Source organism: Streptomyces sp. MK37H (assembly GCF_018035285.1).
Classification (GTDB): Bacteria; Actinomycetota; Actinomycetes; order Streptomycetales; family Streptomycetaceae; genus Streptomyces; species Streptomyces endocoffeicus.
On sequence record NZ_JAAAYH010000144.1, the window covers coordinates 1 to 19,364 of the forward strand.

Consider the following 19,364-nt stretch of genomic DNA (forward strand, 5'->3'; position numbering starts at 1 on the left):
GACTTCGGCACCCTGCGCGGTGAGCCGCCCAGCCCGGTGAACCCGCCCTCGGGATGCCGCTTCCACCCACGCTGCCCCAAGGCCCGCGACCGGTGCCGCACCGAGGCTCCCGCGCTGAGCGGCGGGCCTCAGGGGCGTGTCGTCTCATGCCACTACCCGAGCGCCTAGCGCACCGGACAGACGAAGAGAGCGAGCCGATGACGACAGTCGAGTCCCCGCCCACCGCCCAGCCGATCTGGCGGCCGCCCGCCGGGGCACTGTGGTCCGGACGGTGGGTGGACGGTGCGTCCGCCATGCCCGTCCGCGACCCGGAGGACGGCAGCCTCCTCGGCCACGTCACCGATACCAGTCCCGCCGAGGTCGACCAGGCCGCCACCGGTGTGGCCGCCGCTGTCACCTCCGGGGAGGAGTGGCCCGCGTGGCGGCGGCGCGAGGCCCTCGACGCGGCCGCCCGGCTGGTGCTGCGGCAGCGGGAGGTGCTGACGGAGGTGATGTCCCGGGAGGGCTGCAAGACCGTGCGGGAGGCCACCGCCGAGGTGTCCCGCGCCGCCGAGACCCTCAGGCTCTCGGCCCAGCAGACCGGCCGCCTCACCGGTGAGACCCTGCCCTTCTCCGACACGTCACGGGGCGCGGGCCGACTGGGCTGGTACACCCGCGAACCGGTCGGGGTGGTCGCCGCCATCACCCCCTTCAACGACCCGCTCAATCTGGTGGCGCACAAGGTGGGCCCGGCCCTGGCCGCGGGGAACGGCGTCGTCCTCAAACCGGCCGAGGCCACACCGCTCACCGCGCTGGCGTTCGCCGAGATCCTGCTGGACGCCGGGGTGCCCGCCGAACGCCTCGCGGTCGTCCCCGGAACCGGCGCCGGCGCCGGTCGCGCACTCGTCGGCCACCCCCTCGTCGACCTCGTGTCCTTCACCGGGGGCTTCCGCACCGGCAACGAGGTGGCGCGCGCCGCCGGAGCCAAGAAGACCCTCATGGAACTGGGCGGCAACAACGCCGTGCTGGTGCTGGACGACGCCGCCCGCGAGGCGGCGGCGCACGCCGTGGTGGCGGGCGCGTTCGGGGTGGCCGGGCAGAACTGCCTGTCGGTGCAACGCGTCTTCGTGTCCTCCCGGATCGCCGACCGCTTCATCCGGGACGTGGTGACGGCCACCGAGGCGCTACGGGTGGGCCGCAAGGCCGACCCCCGTACGGACATCGGCCCGCTCATCAGCGAGCGCGAGGCACGCCGGGTCCAGGAATGGGTGCGGGAGGCCCACGAGGCCGGCGCCGAGGTGCGCACGGGCGGGCAGCGGGAGGGCGCGTTCCACCGGCCGACCGTGCTCACCGGCGTACCGGCGGACGCGAAGGTGATGACGGAGGAGATCTTCGGCCCGGTGCTGGTGATCGAGCCGTTCAAGACGGTGGACGAGGCCATCACCCGTGCCAACGACACCCGCTACGGTCTCCAGGCGGGCATCTTCACCGCAGCGCTGGAGACCGCGCTGGACGTGGCGGAGCGGCTGCGGGTCGGTGCGGTGATGATCAACGACAGCAGCGACTTCAGGATCGACGCCATGCCCTTCGGCGGACCCAAACGGTCGGGCGTCGGCCGCGAGGGCGTGCGCTACGCCGTGGAAGCCATGACCGAGCCCAAGATCGTCGCTGTGCGCCGCAGCGCGTAACGGCCGCCGCCCGGATCTCTGCCGTACGGCCTCGGCCATGTGGCCTCGGCCGCGTCTCCTCCGCCGCGTGCCCTCAGTCGTGCGGCGGGGCCCCGGTGACCATGTGGTCCGCGTGGTTGACGGCCTCGACGACCAGCCGTCGCAGATGGCCGTCGTGGAGCGAGTACACCGAGCGGCGGCCCTCCTTGCGCACCTCGACCAGCCCGGCCAGCCGCAGCTTGGCCAGATGCTGGCTCACCGCCGGGCGGGCCGCACCGCTGGCCTCGGTGAGGGTGTTCACATCCGCCTCGCCCCGGGCGAGGGACCACACCAGATGCAGCCGGGTGGGATCGGAGAGCAGCGAGAAGACATTGGCGGCCTCGGCGAACTGCGCCGCGCCACTGGGATGCGTATGCGACCGGGCCGCAGTTGAGGAATCCTCGCTCACCGACATGCACCCATCGTAGAGCGCTCCCAAGACGCAGGGATGGCCGTCAGCAGAGTACGGTCGGCAAGCGGTTCCGGAGCCTCGGCGGTTCGGGCGAGTTGCTCCGCGTCAGGGTCTTGAGGGTGCGAACCCTCCTCACCCTTTTAGATGCACACGTGCGCTCATAAGCACATAATGGTCCGGAGACGCGTGCGATGTCCAACGTCGCACGAACCAGCGGTGGCGGGCTTCGCGAGCGCCTTCGTGAGCTCTTTCAGGGATCGGCGTGCCGGGCGGCCGGACGATGCCCCATGATGGGCAGGCCATGCGCCGACCGAACGCGACACTCCGTACGCCGATCCCCGTGGTCCGGGCCTCGGTGTTCGCCGTCGTCGGCACGGTGCTGGGCGTGAGCGCGCACCATCTGGCCACCGACGGGCCCGTGCCATGGGCGCCTGGCGCGGCGGCCACGGCGGCGCTCCTCCTCGTGGGACTGGCCGGTGCGCGGCGCCCCCGCTCTTTGACCACGGTGGTGGCGGCGAGCTCCGGGGCACAGGCCGGACTGCATCTGTGGCTGACGCTGACCGCGCATCCACACCATGCCGCTCACATGGCCATGGGCGGGGACAGTCACGCGGCATGGCACGAGCGGCCGCACTCCTCGATGGCGATGACGGCCGTCCACGCCGTGGCCGCCGTGATCGTGGCCGTCCTGCTGCACCGCGCGGACGCCGTGTGCTGGTCGCTGGCCCGTGGCGTGACAGCGGCGGCGGAGGCGGTACGGATACGACTCGCGATGGTCTGGGCCCGTGTCCCCGGGCCTCCGACATCGGGCGATCCGGGGCTGCCAGTGCTGCCCGCAGAGCGGATGGAGCCGCGGCCGCCACCCACGAGCGCCGCACTCGCGGATGTGGTGGTACGGCGGGGGCCTCCGTCGACAGGGCTGGTTTTCGTCAACTGACCTGTCATCGCCGGAGCGGCGGTCATGCCGTTCGGCGCTTCACCCCTGTCCGGAGACACCCATGTCCCGTATCACCCTGCCGCGCCGTGCGCGGCGTCTGACCATCGCGGCGGCGGCCTCGGCGGCCGTCGTGCTCCTCACCGCGGCCCCTGCCGCCGCCCATGTGGAGGTCGAGTCCGAGCGGGCCCAGGCCCTCGCCGAGGACGTCACCATCGCCTTCGAGGCGGAGTCGGAGTCCGACTCGGCCGGGATCACCGAGCTGCGGGTGGTGCTGCCCGACGGCATCAAGCCCGCCGACGTGGCATACGACAAGGGCCCCGAGGGCTGGAAGTTCACGGCCAACGATGACGGCTACACCGTCAAGGGCCCGGCCCTGAAGGCCGGGGAGAACGCCGAGTACTCCATCACCGTCCAGCAGCTCCCGGACGCCAAGGAGGTGGCGTTCAAGACGCTTCAGACCTACAGCGACAAGCGCACCGACCGGTGGATCGAGCTGGACGACTCGGGCGAGAACCCCGCCCCGGTGCTCAAGCTGAGGGCCGCGGCGTCCGACGCCAAGCCGGCCGACCCGTCCCCGAGCGCCTCCCCGACCTCGGCGGCAGAGGACACCACTCCGTCACCGGCCGCCGGGGAGAAGAAGGAGGCCGCGGAGGAGGAGTCGTCCGACGACGGCGGGCTCTCGGCGGGTGCCTGGGTCGGCATCGGCGCGGCCGTCGTGGTTCTGCTCGGCGCGGTCGGCTATGTCCTGCGACGCCGGGCCGGCGCCCAGGACTGACCGAGCGGGCCCCCTTCTCCTCAGCACGGAAACCTGAGGCGAAGGGGGCCCTGGGGGCTTTTGGGCGTGTGCGAATCGCTCTCAGGTGGGCGACCCGGCGGCTCAGCGGCCCGCGGCGGCGAGGTGAGCGGTGTCGGCGAGAAAGGCCGCTGGGGCCAGACAAAGCGCAAGGGGCAGGGTGAGCGCGGCGGTCGCCACGGCCAGGGTGAGGGCGGGCGCGAGTGACTCCGCGGGTACGGGCGGGGTCGTGATCAGCCGACGGATGCGTTCGGCCGGGTCGGGGCCGGTCATCGCGGGCAGGTCCGGCGCATCGGCGGCGGGGCCGGTCACGGTGCACATCTCCAGCAGCGCCGAGGCCACGGTCCGGCGGCCGTGTTTCCGCGCCGCCTGGTCGTCCGCGGCCATCTCGGCGAGGCGGCGCACCTGGTTCGCGTATCCGCGCAGCAGCCCGGTCCAGGCGATGGCGGTGGTGAGGATGTCGGCGGCGAGGATCGCCCGGTGGTGACGCAGCCGCAGGTGGGCGCGTTCGTGCTCGACGGTGGCGGCGAGTTCGGCGCTGGTGAGCATGTCCCGAGCCGTGGTAGTCACGACGATGCGGTCACCTCCTCGCGGACCAGGGATGCAGAACGCCGCTGGGGCCGAGTGCCGCAGCACCCGCACGGCGGGGTCTCCGTTCCGGTCGTACGCACCCTGGGTGTCGGCGGTCAGTCGGTAGCGGTCGCGTTCACGGCGCAGGCGCAGCGAGCGTCGCAGAGTGAGGGCGGACAGGGTCACGACACCCAGCAGCAGGGCGAGCAGCGCGGCCTCGGCGATGCCCGCCACCTGCCAGGCGCCTCCGTAGGCGGCGTGGACCAGCGGCTTGTCGGCGTGGAAGAGCCACACCATGCCGTGTTCCCACAGGTCATGGGCGATCAGGACGAGGGAGGCGGCCAGCGAGGCGAACAGTCCGAGCGCGCAGGCATGCCAGCAGCGCAGCGCAACTCGCGGGAAGCGGGTGACCCACCGGGCCCGGGTCAGCAGGCGGGCGGCCGGTCCGCCGAGCAGGGCCGCATGGATGAGCAGCGCGGCGATGACGATCATGGCGCCCCTCGGCCGTCCGCGTCGGGGCCGTGCGGCATCCTGCCCAGCGCCGCGCGCAGCGTCGCCGCCTCGGAGGCTTCGAGGCGACCCGCGAAGCGGAGCAGGGCCTCGGCGCGGTTGGCGGAGGACTCCAGAGCGCGCTCCATGAGTTCGGCCGTGTAGTCGTCCTCGGAGCGCAGCGCGCTGTAGCGGTAGGACCTGCCCTGTTTGGTTCGGTCCAGCCACCCCTTGGTGCGCAGGCGCTCGGTGACCGTCATCACCGTGGTGTACGCCAGCGGGCGCTCCTCGTTGAGGGCGTCGGTGATCCGCTGGATGGTGAGCGGCTCGTCGCTCGCCCACACCACCCGCATGATGTCCGCTTCCAGGTCGCCGAATGGCCGCATCGCCCTCGCCCCTCGTCCCGCACTTCCGGCCGTGCTCTTCGCTTCCGATGACGGTACCCGCATTACGAGGGAGACACCACGAACTTCTACGGCGTGTAGTAGTTTGCTGGTGTGGACGTCGAACGAGGCGCCTCCGCGCCATCGAGCCCTGCCCTGCCCCCTTTCGCCCCCTCTGGTCACCATGGCCGCATCCCCCCGATGCGCACTCCCGGCCGGAGACCTCCCTTCGGCTGCACACTGCGGCCGATGGCACACGAGGACCTGCCGTTCGTGGTGGACGAACACCGCGCACACTTCCCCGACGGCTTCTTCGCGCGCCTCGGCCCGCGGTTCCTGACCGCGTACACGGCCACCTACCTGGGGACTCCCCATGCCCGGGGCTACATCGCCGAGGTGGGCGGCCTTCCGGCGGGTTTTCTCGTCGGCGTGATCGATCCGGCCGCCCATCGCGGTCAGCTCGTACGCAAGCACGGCACCCGGCTCGCCCTGCGCGCCTGCGCCGCCCTCTCCCTACGCCCCTTGCTGACCTTGCACTTCATACGGACACGGCTGAGCCGGTACTGCCGCAAACTCCTCCCGGCGCGCTACACACGGGGCCAGGAGGAGCTCCGTCCCGTACGGCGCGACGGCGCCACCGCGGTCCTGTCCCATGTCGCTGTGAACGGCAGCGCCCGTTCCCTCGGCCTGGGTTCGGCTCTCATCGAGCGGTTCACCCAGGATGCCGCGGCCGCGGGCTGTGCCCGGGTGAACCTGGTCACCGCGGCCGGGCCGGACGGCGCGGGCCGCTATTACGAGCGACTCGGCTGGCGGTTCGCCGGTTCGACGCGCACGCCCGAGGGCCGCTCGTTCCTCACCTACGAATACCCCCTGTACACCCCCTTCCCCGACGACCCCAGACTCCGCTACTTCCAAGGACCAGCACAGTGATCCACCCTGCCCGCCGATGGCCGCCGCTCGCCCTCGCGATCGCCTTATTCGCCACGGCCTGCACCGCGGCGGCGGACACCGACCGCACCTCCGCCCCACCGGATTCCACCTCCGCGAGCCCCGCCCCGTCCGCCGACGCCGTCGTACGGGAACTGCCCCAGGCGCAGTGGAAGAGGATGGTGGCCGCCGGGATGTGGCGCCAGGGGTGCCCGGCCACCCGCGCCCAGTTGCGGCGGGTGGAGATCAACCACCACGGCTTCGACGCAAAGGTGCACCGCGGGGTCCTCGTCGTCCACGCGGACACGGCCGACACCGTCGTCCGCGTCTTCACCCGGCTCTTCGACGAGAGGTTCCCCATCCGCAAGATGAGGCCGCTGGAGGAGTACGACGGGGACAGCGATGCCAGCCTGCGCGCCGACAACACCGCCGCCTACAACTGCCGGCGCCCCGACCAGATCAACGCCCCGGAGAAGGAGTCGCCCCACGCCAACGGCCGCGCGGTGGACATCAACCCCCTGGAGAACCCCTGGCAGGATCTGCGCTGCAAGTGCTGGTCGCCCAGCGCCCGGTACAAGGAGCGGACCGACGGCAAGGGAGTCATCGTGAAGGGCGGCACGGTGTGGAAGGTGTTCAAGGAGGAGGGCTGGGTCTGGCAGGATATCGACGTACCGGACTACATGCACTTCGACACCGGCTATCCGTCCAAGCCGTACACCGCTCCTGAAACCCGGCGGTGACGCATCCGGCCCGCCCCTTGAATCGCCTGGGCCGGAGCCCCACAGAACGCCCAGGCAGCCCCGGCCGGTGCGCGCCCCCGCCCCGGCCGGGGCCCACGGCTGAGCGCTGACTGATTCAGTACAGGTAGACGTCGACCACGAGCGCGGCCACGCCGACCAGCAGCGCGTAGACGGCGGCGCGGCGGGCGGGTTCGGTGCGCAGCGGCCCCAGGCCGAGCCCGAGTGTGGCCGCGGCGAGGGCGAAGACCCCGGAGCCGGTGTCCTGCCAGCTCACGGGGAAGACGACCAAGGGGGCGTCGGTGAAGAACTGATCCCCATGGGCTGCGCGCAGGATGGCGTTCCAGGTGAGGGGCCCGAGCGCGGCCGCCAGGGTCCCGGTGGCGATGACCAGGGGGCGGCGACCGCGGAGGACGGCAGCGAGCAGCAGGCCCGCCACCAGCGCGGACAGCACCGCGCCATAGATGATCTGCGCCCATCCGATCATCGCGTCTCGCCCATCGTCACCAGGCTCACATCATCAGCGGAAGTGCCTCAGGTGCTCGCCGACACACCGCTGTTGCGCAGGGAGCCCCTCATCGGGCCTGCCGTCCTCCCCGGAAGGCGCATCCACTCTCGCCCGCGCGGCGATCAATCGTGCGGCGCCCGGCCGCTCACCCGGTGGTCCGCGTGGCTGAGGGCTTCCAGGACGAGGCGGCGCAGGTGACCGTCGCTCAGCCGGTAGTAGATGTGCCGACCCTCACGCCGCGTCTCGACCAGCCCGGCCAGCCGCAGCTTCGCCAAGTGCTGGCTGACGGCGGTCCGTGACGCCTCACAGCGCTCGGCCAGCGAGCCCACATCCGACTCCTCCAGGGCGAGCAGCCACAGCACATGCAGCCGGGTCGTGTCGGCCAGCATCGCGAACACCCCGGTCGCCTCGGCGAGCCGCGCACCGTCCGGAGGGCGCAGATGCGCATCGGGCGCAGTTGGCAGGCGTTCGCGATCGGTCATGCGGACAGCTTAGGGCTCAGCCGATCCAGCGCGCCGATGACCGGAAAGCCATCTCCACATGTGCGCAGATGCGCATCTATACGTATAGTGATCGGCCGCCAGCCCCTCCGACCAAGGGACCGCCGCATGCTCTCCGTCCTGTGTGACCGCACCTACCGCCACCTCTTCACGGCCCAGGTCATCGCCCTGGTCGGGACGGGACTGGCCACGGTCGCGCTGGGCCTGCTGGCCTACGACATCGCGGGCGCGGACGCCGGTTCGGTGCTCGGCACCGCGTTGGCGATCAAGATGGTGGCGTACGTCCTGATCGCGCCGGTCGTCGGCGCGGTCGCCGACCGACTGCCGCGCCGGGCGCTCCTGGTCGGCGCGGACCTGATCCGGGCGGGGGTCGCACTGACGCTGCCGTTCGTCGACCAGATCTGGCAGGTGTACGTGCTGGTCTTCGCCCTTCAGTCCGCCTCCGCCGCCTTCACCCCCACCTTCCAGGCCGTCATCCCCGACGTCCTCCCTGCCGAGCGCGACTACACGCGGGCGCTGTCGCTGTCGCGGCTCGCCTACGACCTGGAGAGCCTGTTCAGCCCGGCACTCGCCGCCGCGCTGCTCACCCTGATCTCCTACAACTGGCTGTTCACCGGCACCATGGTCGGCTTCCTGGCCTCGGCCGCACTGGTGGTCTCCGCCGTCCTGCCCAAGCCGGTCGCCGCACCGCGCACCGGCACCGTGTACGCCAAGGCCACCGCGGGCACCCGGCTCTTCCTCGCCACCCCGCGGCTGCGGGCCCTGCTCGCCCTCAACCTCGCCGTCGCCGCCGCCAGCGCCACCGTCACCGTCAACACCGTGGTGTACGTACGCGACCACCTCGGCCGTTCCGCTGCCGACGTACCGCTCGCCCTCGGCGCGTACGGCACGGGCTCGATGGTCGTCGCCCTGCTGCTGCCCCGCGTCCTCGACCGGATCTCGGACCGGGCCGTGATGCTGCGCGGCGCCCTGCTGCTCACGGTGGTCTATGCCGGGCTCGGCTCCCTCACGGCGGCGCACACGGGAGGGTGGCGGTGGCCGGCGCTGCTCGCCGCGTGGGCCGCGTTCGGCGCCGCCTGCTCAATGGTGCTCACGCCCACCGGCCGCCTGGTCCGCCGCTCGGCACCCCCCGAGGAGCGCACCTCCGCCTTCGCCGCGCAGTTCTCCCTCTCCCACTCCTGCTGGCTGCTGACCTATCCGCTCGCCGGATGGCTCGGCGCGGCGGCCGGGCTCCAGTCGGCCGTGGTCGCACTCGGCGTGATCGCCTTCGCCGCCGCGGTGCTGGCCCTGCGGCTGTGGCCGTCGCACGATCCGGACCATGTCACGCATCTGCACACCGCCCTGGACGCCGACCACCCGCACCTGGCCGATGCCGTACGGGTGCCGGACGGCTGGCGGCACAGCCACGACTACGTCATCGACGGGCTCCACGCCACGTGGCCCACCGCCCCGGAGCGCGTTCCCGCACGCTGACGGCACCGCGCTCGACAGCCGTACGGGCGAGGAGGGGCTGGACGGCGGCGAGAGCGAGGCTGATCGCGGCCATGGTGACCCACAGGGCCGTCCCCCCGGCACGCTCGAGCAGTTGGGTGCCGACCAGGGGAGCCGCGACCCCGGCGATCCCCCAACTGATGCCGTGGACAGCCAGGTAGCGTCCGGTGCCGCCGGGCGGGGCCAGGTCGGCGACCACGGCGTGGATCCGCCCCATGAGCAGCAGATCGCCCAGGCTCCACACCACGGTGGACATCAGCAGTCCGGCCAGGCCGTGCGCCACCGCGTAGCCGGCCAGGCCGAGCGCCACGAGGGCGTAACCCGCGGCGAAGATTCCGGGCGCCGACAGCGTGGAGAGGCGTTTCAGCCGCAGGAGGGGCTGGCCCGCCACGATGGTGAAGGCCGAGCGGTGAGAAGCAGTCCGGCGTCGGCCGGTCGGCGGCCGAGGTCTGCCAAGGCGAGCGGAAGCATGGTCATGATCTCGAGGTAGACCAGGGCGAACAGCGTCCCCGAGGCGAGCATGACCAGCAGCTCCCGGTCGCGCCACGGGGTGACCCCGACGCCCTCCACCGGCACTCTGCCCACCGACGGACTGTCGGCGGGCAGAGCGATACGCACGACGATCGCGCATATCAGGCAGGTCGCGGCGTCGGCGACGAACAGCCAGCGCAGGTCCCACCGCCCCAGCCCGGCCGCGATCAGCCCGGCGCCCATTCCGGCCACCGCCAAGGCGGCGTTCAGCAGGCCGTACGCCCGGACGCGGTGTGAGGCGTCCGTGGCATCGGCGATCATGGCCTGGCTCGGTGGTTCGTACAACTCGAAGACCAGCCCGAGCAGCAGCGCGAAGGCGACGGCCACCGAGAGGCTGTCCGCGGTGGCGATCCCGAGTTGGGCGACGGCGCAGCCGGTCAGGCCGAGCACGATGGTGCGACGCCGCCCGAACAGGTCGGCCAGGCGCCCGCCGACCAGGCGCGAGGGGATCGACGCGAGACCGAAGGCGGCCGAGACGCATCCGGCGGCGACGGCGCTCGCGCCGAACCGCGCGGTGATCAGCACCGTCAGGAAGGACAAGGAGAACGCCCCGAGGCGGTTGACCGCCCGGGCCACGATCAGCAACCACACCGTGCGCGGCAGTCGTCGCCCGTTCGGCGGGACTCGCATGGGCACCCCATTCGTCACCGGCCAATCGGCTAACGTCAGTGATGCACGCTAGAGTGAAAGGAGGTGACCGGTCAATTGATGTTCGACAGTCACGTGGCAACGCTGCTGGACACGGCCGTCTCACTCGTCAACGCACTCACCGGCGGAGAGCGGCACGGCAGGCCCTGCGCCGCGCCACGCGATGCCGACCTCCCCGGGGCGGTGGCCGCCGTCCTGCCAGTCACCAGCGCCGGTCCCGCTGAGATCGAGCCGGAACAGGCCGTCTACCTCGCCCGGGCGGCGAACCATATGCGCGGTGTGTTCGAAGCCGTCGACGAAGGACGCATCGACGACGCGGCGAGCATCCTCAACACGCTTCTGCGTTCCACCGGTGCCCGTCCGCAGCTGGACCAGGCCGGGGGTGAGCCCTGGCAGGTCCACTTCCATGGCACCGACGACACCATCGCCGTGGGCTGGAGCGCCGGATGCGCCACCGCGCTCACGCTCGCCGTGGGGAGCGACCTCGCCGGACGGCTCGGCGTGTGCCGGGCCCCCCAGTGCGATCGGGTATACGTCGACAATTCCCGTAACGCCGTGCGCCAGTTCTGCTCCACCGCCTGCCAGAGCCGTGTCAAAGCCGCCGCCTTCCGGGCGCGCAAAGCCGCCCGGCGGTGAATTGGGGCGCCCGGCCGGGCGGCACCGGTCACCCGGGCCGGGTGACCGGTCCGAAGGGTGCGGAGCCCGCCGCCCGGCCCGGTTCCGTCATTCCCGAGCCATCACGACCGATCCGTCACGGCCACTCCGTCCGACGGACGATCCGTCACCCGGGCACCGGCACCGCGGCCGGGCGCGAGGTGAGGTGTCCGGCACGGTGCAGTCCCGTCACCGCGGCCGCGCAGCCGAGGCCCGTGGCCGTCATGACCGCCCAGGGCAGCCACGGCACGCCGGTGTCGAAGAGCGCGCCGACCGCGAGGTTGCCCAGCGAGATGGCGATGCCGGAGGCGGTGTTGTAGGCGCCGTAGTACGTGGCGACCAGCCGGTCACCCGCGAGTCGGACGATGGTGTCCATCTCGAACGGATAGAGCAGCGCACCGCCCCAGGCCAGCAGCGCCGCGCACACCGCGAGCGCGGTGGCACCGGCCACCAATCCGGCCGTTCCGCCGTACGGGCCTGGCAGCAACGGCAGGAACGCGGCCCCCATCAGCATGAGCCCGTAGGAGATGGCTCGCGGTCCGGAGAGGTTCCGCCTGGCCCAGGCGGTGAGCTTCAGCTGCCCGGAGAGTGCCGCGAGGGCCGATACGGCGAAGACCGCGCCGGTGACTGTGCCCGTGTGGGTGCCGAAGAGTTCCCGGGCCCGCAGCGGAAGCGCGAGATACACCTGGAAGGCGAGCACATACGAGCCGGTCATGGCGGCGGCGAACAGCAGGAACGGCCGGTTGGCCGCGATGCCGCGCCAGTCCGCGGCCACCGCCCGCCAGGCCGGTTCGGCGCCGCGTCCGGTCGGCGGGCGCGCGGGCAGGGCGCGGGCCTGGAACAGCGCGAGGAGGCCGAAGACGGCCGCGGACGCGGCGCACACCGCGCGGAAGTCCCAGCTGAGCAGGGCCAGTCCGGCGAGCGGCCCGACCAGGATGCCCGCCTGGTAGAAGACGTTGAACGCGGCGAACGCCTCGACCCGCCGCTCCTCTCCCGCCTCCGCCGCGAGATAGGCGCGTACGGCCGGATTGAACAGGGCACCGGCCAGGCCGGTGGCGGCCGAGGCCGCGATCAGGGCGGGCAGGGTGTCCACCACCCCGAGCAGCGCGAAGGCGACCGTGCGCAGCGCGCATCCGGCCAGGATCATCGGCTTGCAGCCGTAGCGGTCGGCGAGGGTGCCGCCGATGAGGAACATGCCCTGCTGGGAGAAGTTGCGGACACCCAGTACCAGGCCGACCGCCCAGGCGGCCAGCCCGAGGCCATGGGCGAGGTGGTCGGCCAGATAGGGCATCAGCATGTAGAAGCCGAGGTTGATGGCGAACTGGTTGGCCATCAACAGCCGAACGCCAGGGTCGAAGGAGGCCACCTGGGCCCGGAATGCCTTCATCCCACACCTGCCCCGGCGCGGTCGGCGAGGGGCGTCAGATCGCGGCCGAGTGGGTCACGCACCCGGGTGCAGCGGGTCCAGCGGGTGACCACGCGTTCGTCCGGCTCGGTGATCTCGTCCGGCTCGGTGGGCGGTGCGTGATCCAGCAGCTGGTGCTCGCGGCACCAGGCGTCGTTGTAGACCGTCTCCAGATAGCGGTACGGCCCATCGGGGAAGACCGCCGCGATCCGGGCACCGGCGGGCACCGTGCGCGCCACCCAGCCCGCGACCAGAGCCACCGCTCCCACGCTCCAACCACCGAAGGCGTAGTGGCGACGGGCCAGGCGACGGCAGGCCCACACCGCTTCGGCGGGCCCCACCCAGTGCACCTCGGCGAAGGCGGAGTAGTCGACATTAGTGGGGTGGATGCTGGATCCCAGCCCGCGCATCAGCCGCGCCGCGGCAGGCTGGCCGAAGATGGTCGACCCGACCGCGTCCACCCCGATCACCGTCAGGCGGGGGAAGCACTCGCGCAGGACGGCGGCGGTTCCGGCGGAGTGCCCGCCGGTGCCCACCGCGGTGACCAGGACGTCGACGCGGCCCAGTTGCGCGATCAGCTCGGTGGCCAGCGGCCGGTAGGCGGCGACGTTGTCGGGGTTGTGGTACTGGTCCGGGCAGTACGCGCCCGGCGCCCGGTCCAGCAGCTCGGCGACCTTCTCGCGGCGGGCCTCCTGCCAGCCGCCCTCGGGATGCGGGGCGGCGACCTGTTCCACGCGGGCGCCCAAGGAGGTGAGCAGCCGGACCACGGCGGGTTCCATACCGGGGTCGGTGACGACGGTGACCGGATGACCGTACGTCAACCCGGCCAGGGCCAGGCCAAGGCCCAGGGTGCCGCTGGAGGATTCCACGATGGGGGCGCCGGGGGCGAGGTCGCCGCGGCGCCGGGCCTCGCGGATCATGTGCAGGCCGGGCCGGTCCTTGATGCCGCCGGGGTTGGCGCCCTCCAGCTTGGCGTAGAAGCCGCGCCCGGGAGGGGCGAAGGGCTCGTCGATCCACAGCACGGGTGTGTTGCCCACCATCTGGGCCGGGCGTCGGGCGATCGCGGGGAGGCAGACATGTGCCCCGGGGAAGAAGAGTTCGAGCAGGGGGAGATTCATGGTGGTACGGCTCCTACGCACCCTGCTCGGGGCAGGGCGCGGTGCAGTCGGGTCAGGGGCGTGCGGGCACGCCTGACCACGGCCCGGCACCTTTCGCGGCGTGGACCGGTCAGGTCGTGCGGGCAGGGCCTACTGCCGCCAGACGCAGTGGAGCGCGAGGGTGGACCGTCCGCCGCCCGGGGCTCTGGACACGTTCGCCGGGTGCCGTGCGGCGTCCGGGAACGGCCACGCCGCTGGGGATGAGGTCGGGGAGGGCCCCTCGTGAGCCGGAGCGGGGCCGTGGTCGTGAGCGGAGTCCCGGGGCCGGTCCACGGCGTGATCGATGTGGCCGTGAGCCTCGTGCTGATGCCCGGGAGCGGGCGCGGTGGGTTCCGCGATGTCCGACTTCTCCCCGGGATGGACACAGGAGCCGACGGTGGCGAGGCCGACATGCGGCCCCTCGAAGGCGGCACCGTGGGCCACGCCCGCGAGGTGGACGGCGATCAGCACGACGAGACCGAGCAGCAGGGCGGCACGGCCCGGGCACTCGGCGGAAGCAGGACGGATCCGCGACCCGATCACATGCACAGCGTATGTGATCACATACAAAGAGTGACGGTGCGCGGCTTCGCAAACCTCCCGGACGGGGGACAGTCACAATGCACCCGGCCCTGAGACACCGCACTCGCGGACAACGACCGGAGGCAGCCGCCCCGACTCCGCGTAGACGGCCCCGCACGGGGGTACCCCCGCCACAAATGATGTGTATGCAAGCGAGGTGGTGGTGATGGTGCGCATGCGACCGGCTCCGCTCTGCGCGGCGGCGGCCGCGCTGCTCACGCTGACCGCCGCCTGCGCCGACGACGGGGATCCGTCGTCGCGCCCCACGACCTCCCCGTCCTCCTCACGGCCGCCGTCCACATCTCCGGTACGGACACCCTCCACCGCGACCACGCCGTCGCCGACCCCCACCGCGAGCGCCCCCGACGATCCGGCCGACGCGAAGAAGCAGATCCGCGCGTCCTGGTCCCGCTTCTTCAGCCCCCGGTCCTCGGTCGAGGAGCGCGCGAAGGTGGCGGAGAACGGCGACCTGTACAAGCTGATGCTCGAGGCGCTGGCCGACGATCCGAAGGCCCGGACGCTCAGGGTGCGCATCGACTCGGTGAGATTCACCTCCGACCAGCGGGCGACGGTCCGCTACACGCTGTTCTCCGACGGCCGGCGAGTGGGCCCGACCGCTCCGGGGGCGTCCGTACGCCAGGACGGCGCATGGAAGGTGTCGTTCGCCACCGTGTGTTCCCTGACGAAGTACGGCAAGGACGTCCCCCGGGCAGCCGAATGCTGACTCAGCGGCTCAGCCTCCCCACGTACTGGGACACGGCGACTGCCAGCCGGGGCGAGGCGAACCGGGTCCCACAGACGAAGCGCAGCACCGGCCCGGAGGTCGCCGCGGCCGGCAGCCCGGTGAAGTACAGGCCCGGCACGGACGAGCCGAAGTCCTTGGCCAGACGCGGGAAGCCCCCGGTACGGACCAGCCCGGCGCGCAGTTCGGGCGAGAGAAAGCCCAGCGCCTCCAGCCGGGGCCGGCAGCCGGTCGCCGCCAGCACATGGTCGGCCTCGACAGTCCGTTCACACCCCCTCTTGTCGGCGGTGAGCAGCTTCACCCCACCGCCGTCGGCCTCCGCCCGGATGATGCGCTGACCAGCCAGCACAGGCACCAGCCCGTGCACCCGGCTCTTCAGCCACCAGGCCCCGCACGGCCGCAGGACCTCACGCACCAGCCGCAGCCGCGGCCCCTCGGGCAGAAACCGGAAGGCGGCCGCGTGGTTGACCGCTCCGTACAGCCCCCACGAGCGGCCCAGCGGGGTGCCGGGCCGCCAGTGCGGCGGGCCGCTCGGCGCCGCGCCGAAGCCCACGGTCCGCCCGCGCACCAGCAGCCGCGGCCGCGCCCCCGGCCTCCCACAGCAGCGCCGCGCTCTCCAGTGCCGACTGCCCGGCCCCGACCACGAGGACGTCCTGCCCTGTGAGACCGGACAGGTCGTTGTGGTGTTAGCTGTGCGAGACCGGCCCCAGGGCCGATGGCCCGTCGGGGACCGCCCCGGCCAGCGCTCCCGGCACGTACGCGAACCCGGTCAGGCCGCTGGCGACCACGACCGTGGTGGCCGGCGTCTCCTCACCCGAGGAGAGCCTGAGCCGGAATTCCGTCCGGCTGCCGGTCGACGGCGAGCACCCGTACGTCCTCCACCTCGGGTACCAGCCGCTCGGCGAACCACAGCCCGTAGCGGACGAACAGGTCGATGGGCACCTGGGCGTGCCCGCCCAGCGGCACCTCGCCGATGTGCGCACAGTGGTCGGCGAGCGTGTACCCGGGCATGGGGCGCGGACAGCGACGACGCGCTCGGCGGCGACTCGAGCAGCATCCCCGCGGGCATCTGCTCGGACCAGCTCGCCATCGGGGTCCCGAAGACCCTGATCCGCAGGCCGCGCGCTGACAGGTGCGCGGTGGTGGACAGGCCGTACGGGCCCGCCCCGATCACGACGACGGTCGTGGACATGATCCCCCTGAAGCGGCCCCGTCCGGGATCGCGGAGCCGCTGATGCGGTGTGAGTGTGACGCGACGTGTGGAATCCGCTCGCCGCCTCTGCCGCGTACGGCCTTCAGGCAGTGGCAAGCGGTGCGCCGAGAGGGGGGCCTCTGCGTACGACACAGTCGGCGAGCCGTATTGCGCCCGGTGAGGCACTGGCGGGCCCGGCGGTGCACAGAGCGGCGAGCAGTTCCGGGATCTGCGGCGCATCGCCGCCGAGCCGTGGGAAGAGCAGCCCCCACAGCCGGGCGCACAGAGAACGTAGCTCCGCCATGGCCCCGAACGCCCCGAGGCGGCCGTCCTGCGCGGCATGCAGCATGAGGCCCAGCAGAACGGTCATGACGGCATGGGCCGCCACCACGGGCCACCCGTGGTCCACCCGGTCCAGCCACCCGTGCAGGTCGTCGCCGCCCGCGACGAAACCCCAGCCCGCCACGGCCTGTGCCCCCAGCGCGAGCGGCACCTGACGGGCCAGTGTGCTCGGACCACAGACGACGGGAAAGGCGAGGACGAACAGGATCGCCGTCATGGCGGCAAGGGCCGCCCAGGACGGGGAGACGTCGAACACCACATGGTGTCCGGCGACGGCGAGCACGGTGCTCATCACCGAGACCACGGCCGCTCGGGCAGCCGCCATCCGCACCGAAGACGACGCACCGCCGGATCGGCACAGGCGGGACACAAGGGTCAAAGGCACCATGGCCCACCCATGATGAGGCGGGAGCCGCCGCCTTGTCACTACCGCGCGGCCCGCCTCCGCACCCAGCGGCGCCCGAGCACGGCGGCCAGGACGTGCGCGGCCAGGCCGCCCGCCATGACGACGAGTCCGGCCTTCATGCCCAGCCACAGATGGAGGGCCAGACCACCGGCGATCAGAGGCAGGGCGAGAGCACGAAGGAGACGACCGCACCCCGGGCCGTGCGTCATCCGGCCGCCTCCCCCGCCACGCCACGACCTCGCTCATCGGCGGCCGGCTTCACCCCACGTACGAAGTGAAGGAAGGGCCGCAGATCACCGGAGTTCAGGCCGCCGAAGCCCGCCTCCCGGGCGAGGGGTTCGAGCAGGTGCACCGGATTGTGCCGCATGACCGGGCCGCTCAGTGGCCCGATAAGGCGCCGGGCCAGCCTGCCGGACGGTGGGCGGTAGTCGGCGATGAGCACCCGGCCGCCGGGCCGCAGGACCCGGAACATCTCCTTGATCGCCTGGGCGCGTTTCGCCTCCGGGATGTGATGCACCGCCAGGCTGGTCACCACGACGTCGAACGTGCCGTCGGGGGCGTCCAGATCCTCGGCGAACCCCTCGCTGAACGTACAGCCGCCCAAGCGGGTGTGGTCGCGGGCGTAACGGATCATCGGACCCGATGGGTCCACCCCGAGGACGGTCCCGTCCGGAGCCACCGTCTCGGCCATCATGCGCGCCAGATAGCCGGTGCCGCAGCCGACGTCGAGCACGTGTTCGCCGGGGCGGACGCCGCTCAGGGCGACGAGCTGCCCGTAGAGGCGTCGACGCCGCCCGGCGAACCCGAGCCCGCTGAAGACTTCGTAAGCCCGCGCATGCCCGATGGCACCTGGCGCCCCCGGATGGGGTCTGCCGTGAAGAAGCCGTCCGAGCATGACCCACACCTCCTTACTTAGTCGCGACTAAGAACACTTGGCGAGCTTAGTGGCGACTAAGTAACGGGGCAAGCACCCGACTACGCTGGAGGCGTGAGCCAGACCCCGCCGCTTTCCGCCCCCACCACACCGCGCCGCACCCGGCTGACCGCGGAGCAGCGCCGCGAGGTGATCCTGGACGCGGCGACCGAGGTGTTCGCGGACGTGGGCTACCAGCACGGCAAGGTCTCGGACATCGCCCGGCGCATCGGCGTGAGCGAACCGGTGGTCTTCCAGAACTTCGGCACCAAGGCCGCCCTCTTCTCAGCGGTGCTGGAGCGGGCGACCCATCAGATCACCGCACAGCTGCGGGCCGCCGCCGACACCGGCCAGTCGGTGCCCGACCTGCTCGCCGCCTGGCTGGCTCCGGAGCACATCGACCGGATGCACTCCCGGGGCTCCATGGGCGTGCTGTTCGCCGACATGCTCGGGCCCGCCACCGCACCCGAGGTCCATGACGCCGCCCGTACGGCCGTCCAGCAGATGATCGCGGGCATCGCGGACCTGCTCCGCCAGGGCCAGCGCGATGGCGACATCCGCCCCGACCTCGACCCGGAAACGGGAGCCTGGTGGCTGATGTCCCTGCTCAACTCACACCATTTCCGCACCGCGGTCATGGACGACCGCACCGCCATCGAATCAGGGCTGACCAGGCTGCTCCTAGAATCCCTGACGCGCCCCGCCGAGGTGCGCGAACCATGACCGGGGCATCACACGGGATACGGAGACCTGGGCATTCGCTGCGGCGGTCAGCGGAAGGTCCCGGGCGGGGTGAACGGGACGACGATCGTCGCGCTACTCATGTCCGCCTGCTGTAGCTTCCGCGCCTACGGTCCCAAACGGTACGGCTGCCGCGAATGGTGGGCAGCCCGGGTGCCGTCGTAGTCGGCCTCAAGTAGGCGGGAGCCGGTGAGCCCCGCTGGCTCGGTGCGGCTTACGGTTCCTCCTTCGAGATAGACCATTTCCTCATCAGCGAGAGCTTTGAGCCCGGCAACTGGCTCGCGGCCCGGGGCCGGTGGCTGTCGTACTCGGTCGGCAGGACCATCACCGACACCATTCACCGGACCGTGCTGAAAGTCCCGGCATCGGCCTGGACCCCGGCCATCGAGCTCGGCGGCGAGGTCCGCGACGGCGCCTGGGTGGCCGAGGTCGGCGGGGACTGCCTGAAGGGGTGGCCGAGGGGGATGCGGCTGATCGTCCGCAAGGAGCGCCCGCACCCCGGAGCCCAACTCCGCTTCACCGACGCCGACGCATGCGCCTGACCTGTTTCGCCACCAACACTCCCGGCACCGCGATCGCCGGCCTCGAACTGCGCCACCGCCAGTTACCCAGGCGCGCGCGGACTGGATGACGGGCACCC

At 72.1% G+C, this 19,364-nt stretch carries 25 protein-coding genes and 1 pseudogene; 11 read left to right on the top strand and 15 right to left on the bottom strand.

Features of this window, described 5'->3' with window-relative positions:
- Nucleotides 1-12: 12 nt before the first annotated feature.
- Nucleotides 13-168: an oligopeptide/dipeptide ABC transporter ATP-binding protein gene (locus GWI24_RS20895; protein ID WP_374103323.1), complete on the top strand. Its 156-nt coding sequence runs from the start codon at nt 13-15 to the stop codon at nt 166-168.
- Between the two features lie 29 nt (nt 169-197).
- Nucleotides 198-1,667: an aldehyde dehydrogenase family protein gene (locus tag GWI24_RS20900; RefSeq protein WP_210947444.1), complete on the top strand. Its 1,470-nt coding sequence runs from the start codon at nt 198-200 to the stop codon at nt 1,665-1,667.
- Between the two features lie 73 nt (nt 1,668-1,740).
- Here the strand turns inward: GWI24_RS20900 and GWI24_RS20905 are convergent, their stop codons facing one another.
- Entirely contained in the window at nt 1,741-2,100 is a 360-nt protein-coding gene (locus GWI24_RS20905) for a metalloregulator ArsR/SmtB family transcription factor (RefSeq protein WP_119992353.1), read from the bottom strand.
- A gap of 298 nt (nt 2,101-2,398) precedes the next feature.
- On the opposite strand from GWI24_RS20905, the gene GWI24_RS20910 reads away from it, so the two are divergent.
- Together GWI24_RS20910 and GWI24_RS20915 are read left to right on the top strand one after the other, a co-directional pair.
- Nucleotides 2,399-3,034 (top strand): hypothetical protein, encoded by a 636-nt coding sequence (locus tag GWI24_RS20910; protein WP_210947445.1) that lies wholly within the window; start codon nt 2,399-2,401, stop codon nt 3,032-3,034.
- Nucleotides 3,035-3,095: 61 nt separating this feature from the next.
- The gene (locus GWI24_RS20915) at nt 3,096-3,809 is read left to right on the top strand and encodes a DUF1775 domain-containing protein (protein ID WP_210947446.1); all 714 of its coding nucleotides are present in this window, start codon (nt 3,096-3,098) and stop codon (nt 3,807-3,809) included.
- A 102-nt stretch (nt 3,810-3,911) separates the two neighbouring features.
- Here GWI24_RS20915 and GWI24_RS20920 read toward each other — a convergent pair whose 3' ends face one another.
- Together GWI24_RS20920 and GWI24_RS20925 are read right to left on the bottom strand one after the other, a co-directional pair.
- Complete coding sequence (locus tag GWI24_RS20920; protein ID WP_210947447.1) at nt 3,912-4,889, bottom strand: M56 family metallopeptidase; 978 nt, start codon at nt 4,887-4,889, stop codon at nt 3,912-3,914.
- Nucleotides 4,886-5,272: a BlaI/MecI/CopY family transcriptional regulator gene (locus GWI24_RS20925; protein ID WP_210947448.1), complete on the bottom strand. Its 387-nt coding sequence runs from the start codon at nt 5,270-5,272 to the stop codon at nt 4,886-4,888. The genes GWI24_RS20920 and GWI24_RS20925 overlap by 4 nt, the downstream gene beginning before the upstream one ends.
- A 246-nt stretch (nt 5,273-5,518) precedes the next feature.
- Between GWI24_RS20925 and GWI24_RS20930 the strand changes: the two genes are divergently transcribed.
- Nucleotides 5,519-6,199 carry an N-acetyltransferase gene (locus GWI24_RS20930; protein WP_210947449.1) on the top strand — a complete coding sequence of 227 codons (681 nt, stop codon included), beginning with the start codon at nt 5,519-5,521 and terminating at the stop codon, nt 6,197-6,199.
- On the top strand, nt 6,196-6,936 hold the full coding sequence (locus GWI24_RS20935; RefSeq protein WP_308343857.1) for a M15 family metallopeptidase: 741 nt from the start codon (nt 6,196-6,198) through the stop codon (nt 6,934-6,936). Before GWI24_RS20930 ends, GWI24_RS20935 begins: the two co-directional genes overlap by 4 nt.
- 115 nt (nt 6,937-7,051) lie before the next feature.
- Here GWI24_RS20935 and GWI24_RS20940 read toward each other — a convergent pair whose 3' ends face one another.
- Both GWI24_RS20940 and GWI24_RS20945 read right to left on the bottom strand, forming a co-directional pair.
- Nucleotides 7,052-7,420 (bottom strand): hypothetical protein, encoded by a 369-nt coding sequence (locus GWI24_RS20940; protein ID WP_210947450.1) that lies wholly within the window; start codon nt 7,418-7,420, stop codon nt 7,052-7,054.
- 143 nt (nt 7,421-7,563) lie between these two features.
- A complete protein-coding gene (locus tag GWI24_RS20945; protein WP_210947451.1) occupies nt 7,564-7,923 on the bottom strand; it encodes a metalloregulator ArsR/SmtB family transcription factor in 360 nt (119 codons plus the stop codon).
- A gap of 126 nt (nt 7,924-8,049) precedes the next feature.
- Between GWI24_RS20945 and GWI24_RS20950 the strand changes: the two genes are divergently transcribed.
- Complete coding sequence (locus GWI24_RS20950) at nt 8,050-9,414, top strand: MFS transporter (RefSeq protein WP_210947452.1); 1,365 nt, start codon at nt 8,050-8,052, stop codon at nt 9,412-9,414.
- On the opposite strand, the gene GWI24_RS45400 is transcribed toward GWI24_RS20950, so the two are convergent.
- A complete protein-coding gene (locus tag GWI24_RS45400; RefSeq protein ID WP_247616662.1) occupies nt 9,356-9,823 on the bottom strand; it encodes a hypothetical protein in 468 nt (155 codons plus the stop codon). The two genes, GWI24_RS20950 and GWI24_RS45400, sit on opposite strands and share 59 nt — an antisense overlap.
- Nucleotides 9,796-10,593 carry an MFS transporter gene (locus tag GWI24_RS45405; protein WP_247616663.1) on the bottom strand — a complete coding sequence of 266 codons (798 nt, stop codon included), beginning with the start codon at nt 10,591-10,593 and terminating at the stop codon, nt 9,796-9,798. The genes GWI24_RS45400 and GWI24_RS45405 overlap by 28 nt, the downstream gene beginning before the upstream one ends.
- A 78-nt stretch (nt 10,594-10,671) precedes the next feature.
- Between GWI24_RS45405 and GWI24_RS20960 the strand changes: the two genes are divergently transcribed.
- Complete coding sequence (locus GWI24_RS20960; RefSeq protein WP_210947453.1) at nt 10,672-11,247, top strand: CGNR zinc finger domain-containing protein; 576 nt, start codon at nt 10,672-10,674, stop codon at nt 11,245-11,247.
- A gap of 145 nt (nt 11,248-11,392) precedes the next feature.
- Here the strand turns inward: GWI24_RS20960 and GWI24_RS20965 are convergent, their stop codons facing one another.
- The 3 genes from GWI24_RS20965 to GWI24_RS20975 form a co-directional block, all read right to left on the bottom strand.
- Nucleotides 11,393-12,652: an MFS transporter gene (locus GWI24_RS20965; protein WP_210947454.1), complete on the bottom strand. Its 1,260-nt coding sequence runs from the start codon at nt 12,650-12,652 to the stop codon at nt 11,393-11,395.
- Complete coding sequence (locus GWI24_RS20970) at nt 12,649-13,788, bottom strand: pyridoxal-phosphate dependent enzyme (protein ID WP_210947455.1); 1,140 nt, start codon at nt 13,786-13,788, stop codon at nt 12,649-12,651. Before GWI24_RS20970 ends, GWI24_RS20965 begins: the two co-directional genes overlap by 4 nt.
- A 129-nt stretch (nt 13,789-13,917) precedes the next feature.
- Nucleotides 13,918-14,370 (bottom strand): hypothetical protein, encoded by a 453-nt coding sequence (locus tag GWI24_RS20975; RefSeq protein ID WP_210947456.1) that lies wholly within the window; start codon nt 14,368-14,370, stop codon nt 13,918-13,920.
- A 184-nt stretch (nt 14,371-14,554) separates the two neighbouring features.
- On the opposite strand from GWI24_RS20975, the gene GWI24_RS20980 reads away from it, so the two are divergent.
- Nucleotides 14,555-15,112 (top strand): hypothetical protein, encoded by a 558-nt coding sequence (locus GWI24_RS20980; protein WP_210947457.1) that lies wholly within the window; start codon nt 14,555-14,557, stop codon nt 15,110-15,112.
- A 1-nt stretch (nt 15,113) separates the two neighbouring features.
- On the opposite strand, the gene GWI24_RS46580 is transcribed toward GWI24_RS20980, so the two are convergent.
- The 5 genes from GWI24_RS46580 to GWI24_RS21000 all read right to left on the bottom strand — a co-directional run bounded on the left by GWI24_RS46580 (nt 15,114) and on the right by GWI24_RS21000 (nt 17,965).
- The gene (locus GWI24_RS46580) at nt 15,114-15,698 is read right to left on the bottom strand and encodes a hypothetical protein (RefSeq protein WP_308343861.1); all 585 of its coding nucleotides are present in this window, start codon (nt 15,696-15,698) and stop codon (nt 15,114-15,116) included.
- 242 nt (nt 15,699-15,940) lie between these two features.
- Nucleotides 15,941-16,141 (bottom strand): hypothetical protein, encoded by a 201-nt coding sequence (locus GWI24_RS46585; RefSeq protein ID WP_308343863.1) that lies wholly within the window; start codon nt 16,139-16,141, stop codon nt 15,941-15,943.
- 284 nt (nt 16,142-16,425) lie between these two features.
- Entirely contained in the window at nt 16,426-16,989 is a 564-nt protein-coding gene (locus tag GWI24_RS20990; protein WP_210947458.1) for a hypothetical protein, read from the bottom strand.
- 101 nt (nt 16,990-17,090) lie between these two features.
- Complete coding sequence (locus GWI24_RS20995) at nt 17,091-17,279, bottom strand: hypothetical protein (protein ID WP_210947459.1); 189 nt, start codon at nt 17,277-17,279, stop codon at nt 17,091-17,093.
- Complete coding sequence (locus GWI24_RS21000; RefSeq protein ID WP_210947460.1) at nt 17,276-17,965, bottom strand: class I SAM-dependent methyltransferase; 690 nt, start codon at nt 17,963-17,965, stop codon at nt 17,276-17,278. The genes GWI24_RS20995 and GWI24_RS21000 overlap by 4 nt, the downstream gene beginning before the upstream one ends.
- A gap of 93 nt (nt 17,966-18,058) precedes the next feature.
- Between GWI24_RS21000 and GWI24_RS21005 the strand changes: the two genes are divergently transcribed.
- Together GWI24_RS21005 and GWI24_RS21010 are read left to right on the top strand one after the other, a co-directional pair.
- On the top strand, nt 18,059-18,706 hold the full coding sequence (locus GWI24_RS21005) for a TetR/AcrR family transcriptional regulator (protein ID WP_210947461.1): 648 nt from the start codon (nt 18,059-18,061) through the stop codon (nt 18,704-18,706).
- Nucleotides 18,707-18,996: 290 nt separating this feature from the next.
- A pseudogene (locus GWI24_RS21010) lies at nt 18,997-19,325 on the top strand (IS1380 family transposase); the annotation flags it as partial.
- Nucleotides 19,326-19,364 lie beyond the last annotated feature (39 nt).